This is a genomic window from Mesorhizobium sp. M7A.F.Ca.US.006.04.2.1 (assembly GCF_004022915.1).
In the GTDB taxonomy this organism is placed as follows: Bacteria; Pseudomonadota; Alphaproteobacteria; order Rhizobiales; family Rhizobiaceae; genus Mesorhizobium; species Mesorhizobium ciceri.
In genome coordinates this window covers 1-5,459 of the sequence record NZ_RZQA01000421.1, presented here as the reverse complement: position 1 = coordinate 5,459, position 5,459 = coordinate 1, and the positions used below count along the sequence as shown (strand labels likewise).

Genomic DNA, 5,459 nt, shown 5'->3' with positions numbered 1-5,459 from the left:
GCCGATGACGGTGGAAAATCATCTGACGGTGGCCTCCCGGGGGGCCACCGTCAGATGATTTTCCACCGTCATCGGCGACCCAGCGGGATGCCAATTTGTCGGCGGCCAATCCGTCACGATCAGGCCGCCGCAAGGACGCCCAGTCCTGCTAGGCCGTAGACTGCGTCGGCGGGTTCTGGTTCATCATCCACAGCTCGATCGCAGCCAGCACCGCGACCAGAACGCCGATTACAACATGCACGCCCATGGCTGTGGTTGCCTGGAATCCAAGCACCCAGGGAGACACAACTACCCAAAGACCCACAACGAGGTTCAGCCATTCCTCCCAGACAGCAAAGGCGAAGAGGGCGGCAACCGAAAGCACGACAATCACGATGCCGCTGCCCATGGCATTCTGGGACTGTGTCCCCGCCGCGAAGGCGAATATCCATGGAGAGAAGAAGAGAATTGCTCCGAGGACCAGATTTGCTACGTCACAGAGCTTGGCGTTTGACCATTGGTTCATGATTTTTCTCCATCAAGCGTGCTCTCCACGCTTCCGAAGCTCAATCGGCGGCCTTGAAACCGTCGGGTCACATGGCGGCAAGGCTACAACCAGACTTGCTGGCTTTCTAACTGGAGAGCAGGCCGTTGGTTCCAACCAATCGGCCTGGCACGGCACCGGGAACTCTCCTCGCCGGGAGCATTCAGCCACTCCCGATCCGTTCGCGACATACAACGCGGCGGGAAGGTGCGAGGCGCAGGCGATTACCCATGTGATCGCCTCTCGATCATAGTCGTCACCCGGAGCGCCAGTCCTCGAAGAAGACGTTCAATGTAAGCGTGATGTGTTCGCGTTCTGGCAGCCTTCTGTGCCGCTTCCTTCCTGCCGCGGGTACCCTTGGTCACTGCCTTGCGCGCGGCGGCGGAACGACCGGATGCGCCTTTCGTTTCGGCGGCCTTCTCGGCGGCGGCCGCCCGCGCCATGGGCGCGCGTTGTCTCTGGGGACCAACGCGCCGAGGTTACAAATGAACCTATCCCAGCCTTTGGCTTACCGACATCGACGACGCGCGGGGAGTCAGACGCTGGCAAACCTCGGAGATCGGGATCGATACCGGTTCACGACGGGTTGCTGATCAATGCGCATGGTTCGCATGCCGAAGCGGACGTCACGGCTGCGTGCAAATCGGCACTGGCTGCGGCGGCGGTGCCGGATGATCCTTCCTGTATTGGGCGATGATCGGCTCGAGGGTCTTTCGCGGCCAGAATTTCGGTGTGCCGATTTCCTTCAGGCAGGACGCGTTCCAATAGGTGCCCGGCTGTGAATGGTTGGCTGCGACCGCGGCGATGTCGCGCGATTCCGGGTAGATGTAGAGCGTCGTCGGATTGTCCTTGACCATCGGGATAATCTGCTGCGCATCCGCCGGCGACCAACTGGTGCAGCCATTGCTGCGACCGCCGGCATAATCCACCAGCTTGCCGAACGGCACGAAGCCGTCATGGTCGGCATGCGAGCTGTTCGGATTTTTGCGCAGGCACAGGCCGTGCAGCACCTGGGCCGCGTGGCCGCCGATCACCCGCTGCCTGGCGTTCGCGGCTTCGCCTTCGCCGTCGAACTGGATGAAGGTGCGCTGGAAAGCCACGTCCCGTTTCGCACCAGTGCGGTAATAACCCTTGAACGAGGTTTTCGCCTCGCGGGTCATATAGGCGCCGCCGGCCGTCAACGATGAATCCATCGCATTGCCGAAGTTCTTCGCGCACCGCTTGCCGTTCGAAAAATCGACGACACCCTTCAGATTCCGCCCGCTGCCATGACCCGACGAAATCGCGCGGAAGGACTCGCTGCCCTCGCAGATGACGTAGTAGCGGCGGCCGAGCACGCCATTGCCCAGATCGCTGGGGCGTGTCGCATCCATGGCGAAGTAGCAGGGGTTCTTGACGGCCCCTTGGGCGACCTTCTTCCGATAAAGCGCGCGGGCTCGTTCGAGGACAATTTGTGAGATCTGGCCCTCGCTGTTGCCGACATGAGCCTGCAACCAGGCCGGAACGTCAGATGATGCGGCAAAGGATCGAGCCGACACCGTCACGGCGATGACGGCGACGAAAAAGCTGGCGACGACGCCCAGACAAACAGATCTCAACCGCACCGGATCAATTCTCCTGTCGAAGCGAATGGCGATTTCTTGCGGTATTGCCGCGAGAATCGATCATAGATGGCCTCGCATTATCAGGCGAAACACATCTTGTTTAGCGCGCCCGCATGAAGATCCGCAAAGCAGGTCGACGCATGCAACGGCCCTACGCCGACATGCTGGCTCCAGGCTTGCGGCGGACGTCTTCGTATCCTTGAAGCAGGGCAACGAACTCGGGTTGGCGGGTTCCTTCGAGCTCGTCGGCGCGTTGGCTGACGGAGCATCAAACGAAAAACCCGCCTGTGCGGCGGGCCATCGGCGCAAATCAGCACCATGGACAAATATGTACCATAGCTGAGTGCAGGGAGTCAAGAAAAAATTCCTATCGCGAAAAGCCGCGGGTTCGGAACCTGATCTCTCGAGTTCCGCGATTTTCGATACGCAGGGATTGAGCTATCATCTGATTCTGGCGTGGCTCACGCCTCCTCCCTCCGCCGGGAAAGCATCATCCATGCAGGGCTCTCTCATCACCGAACCAACTGTTCGAGCGCTTGGCATAAGGAGGGGTTGCGAAAACGGCTCGCACCAGGAGGTTTGTCATGAAGCTGTCCGCGCCCATCTATCATCTGAAGCGTCAAGCCAGGCTGTTGTCCCGCGAGGCCAAAATTCCGCTCCACGAAGCGCTTGACCGTGTTGCAGTACGGGAAGGCTTCGCCAGTTGGAGCCTGCTTGCGGCCAAGGCAGCCGGGGCGGCGCCTGCCGGCACACTGTTTGCGCAACTTGCGCCCGGCGATCTGGTCCTGGTGGGTGCACGACCCGGCCACGGCAAGACGCTGATGAGTCTCGAACTGGCAATCGAAGCCATGAAGTCCGGCAGTCGGGGCGTGTTCTTCACGCTGGAGTATACGCAGCGGGATGTGCTCGACCGGTTTCGAGCCATCGGGGCAGACCCGGTGCAGTTCAACGACCGGTTCGTGTTCGACAATTCCGACGCCATCAGCGCCGACTATATCGTCAAGGCATTGGGCTCGGCGCCGCGCGGCACGCTGGTGGTGATCGACTACCTGCAACTGCTCGACCAAAAGCGGCAAAATCCGGAGCTGATGGCGCAGGTTCGCACGCTGAAAGCGTTTGCCGGCGACAGGGGATTGATCCTCGTCTTCATCTCGCAGATCGACCGGTCCTACGACCCGGCGCAGAAGCCGGTTCCCGATATCGGCGATGTGCGGTTGCCGAACCCTCTGGATCTGTCGCTGTTCAACAAGACCTGCTTCCTGAACAAGGGCGAGATCCGGTTCCACGCGGCAGGCTGACGATCGGGTCAGCCAAGCCTTCATTGGGCGGCTGCTACCAGGTTCAGCTCAACCGATGCCGGATTGTGCTGCGCGCGCAACGTTTCGGCCGCCTGGCGAACCACTTCGGATATAAGCATCAGCTGTTTGGCGATCGGGCTTGTCTTGCGCCAGATCATGCCGATCGTCCGCGACGGTTGGGGGTTGGCAAAGTGGGCGACAGACACCGCCGCCGAGCGCGTCTCCACCGGCACGGCCATTTCGGGAATCAAGGTGACGCCGACGCCGGCGCCGACCATCTGCACCAGGGTCGACAGCGAGCTGCCGTCCAGCAACTCCCTTGGCCGCGCCGAATGCATGTTGCAGAACGACAGCGCCTGGTCGCGAAAACAATGGCCTTCCTCCAGCAGAAGCAGCCGCATCTCGCGCAGCATTTCGCGGTTGGGGACCGGCTTTCCCTCGTCCTCGCCGGGCCGGACCAGCACGAAGTTCTCGGCAAACAGCACGATTTCCGTCAGCGAGGGTTCCGACACCGGCAAGGCGACGATGGCCGCGTCGAGCCGGCCGTCGGCCAGTTCCTGGATCAGCTTTTGCGTTTGCGTTTCGCGCACGTGGATATCGAGCCCGTCATGCATGCGGGCGAGGTTGCCGATGATGGCAGGCAAAAGGTAGGGTGCGATCGTCGGGATCACGCCGATGCGCAACCGTCCCACCAGCCGGTCGCGCGAGGCGCGGGCCAGATCCGTCAACTCATCCACCGAGCGTAGGATGTCGCGGACGCGCAAGGCGAATTCCTCGCCGAAATTGGTCAGCCGGACCTGGCGTGGGCCTCTTTGGAAAAGCTCCGTGCCCAGCGTTTCCTCCAACTCCCGGATCTGCACCGAGATGGCGGGCTGCGAGATCGAGCAGGCATCGGCGGCGCGGCCGAAATGATTGTGCCGGGCCAGCGCCTCGAAATAACGCAGCTGCTTCAGCGTCAGGTTTGTCATAATGTCATCTTATCGCTGCAATCAGGAAATCCAACTTAAATTAATCAAGCGGCTTTGCTATAGGAGTCGTAACGAAGATGAGGAGCAGCCGGGACCGCCTGGTGAGGCGCATGCCCGCAGCAACAGGACATCCAACATATTCGGTCGCGTATCGGGCTCAGGTCATCGCGCCAGCCATGAAACGGACCGCCTACAGGGACATTTTTGTGTCCCTGTTCACGCAGCAGTTGAACAGCTCAACACAGCCACGATCGGAGAGAAGAACATGGACGCACAGACCGATGATCCCAGTGCCGGCAAATGCCCCGTTGCGCACGGATCCTCCAGCAGGACGAACCGTGACTGGTGGCCGAACCAACTGGACCTTGGCGTTCTGCATCAGCAGTCGAACCTTTCGGACCCGATGGGCGAAGAGTTCGACTATGCCGAGGAATTCAAGTCGCTCGATCTCGATGCGGTGATCAAGGACCTGCACCAGGTGATGACGGATTCGCAGGATTGGTGGCCGGCCGACTTCGGCCATTACGGGCCGCTGTTCATCCGCATGGCCTGGCACAGTGCCGGCACCTACCGCATCGGCGACGGCCGTGGCGGCGCCGGGGCCGGCCAGCAGCGTTTTGCTCCGCTCAACAGCTGGCCGGACAATGCCAATCTCGACAAGGCGCGCCGGCTGCTGTGGCCGGTCAAGCAGAAATATGGGCGCAAGATCTCCTGGGCCGACCTGCTGATCCTCACCGGCAACGTCGCGCTGGAATCGATGGGCTTCAAGACCTTCGGTTTTGCTGGCGGCCGCGCCGACGTCTGGGAACCCGAGCAGGACGTCGATTGGGGTTCGGAAACCAAGTGGCTCGACGACAAGCGCTACTCCGGCGACCGCGAACTCCAGGGCCATCTCGGCGCCGTCCAGATGGGTCTGATCTATGTCAATCCGGAAGGGCCGAACGGCAAGCCGGATCCGCTGGCCTCGGCACGCGATATTCGCGAGACGTTCGGCCGCATGGCCATGAACGACGAGGAGACCGTGGCGCTGATCGCCGGCGGCCACACCTTCGGCAAAACCCACGGC

Annotated in this window: 5 protein-coding genes; 2 read left to right on the top strand and 3 right to left on the bottom strand. The window is 61.4% G+C overall.

All coding sequences use genetic code 11. The features are described 5' to 3' along the window. Positions 1-148 precede the first annotated feature (148 nt). Entirely contained in the window at positions 149-505 is a 357-nt protein-coding gene (locus EN925_RS21315; protein ID WP_027162069.1) for an SPW repeat protein, read from the bottom strand. A 644-nt stretch (positions 506-1,149) separates the two neighbouring features. Then, on the bottom strand, positions 1,150-2,127 hold the full coding sequence (locus EN925_RS21305; protein ID WP_127370147.1) for a hypothetical protein: 978 nt from the start codon (positions 2,125-2,127) through the stop codon (positions 1,150-1,152). Positions 2,128-2,711: 584 nt separating this feature from the next. Between EN925_RS21305 and EN925_RS21300 the strand changes: the two genes are divergently transcribed. Next, complete coding sequence (locus EN925_RS21300) at positions 2,712-3,425, top strand: DNA helicase (protein ID WP_013530139.1); 714 nt, start codon at positions 2,712-2,714, stop codon at positions 3,423-3,425. 20 nt (positions 3,426-3,445) lie between these two features. On the opposite strand, the gene EN925_RS21295 is transcribed toward EN925_RS21300, so the two are convergent. Further along, a complete protein-coding gene (locus EN925_RS21295) occupies positions 3,446-4,393 on the bottom strand; it encodes a hydrogen peroxide-inducible genes activator (protein ID WP_013530140.1) in 948 nt (315 codons plus the stop codon). A gap of 265 nt (positions 4,394-4,658) precedes the next feature. Here EN925_RS21295 and EN925_RS21290 point away from each other — a divergent pair. After that, positions 4,659-5,459: peroxidase family protein (locus EN925_RS21290; RefSeq protein WP_348630345.1), on the top strand; the 801-nt coding region annotated here is incomplete at its 3' end.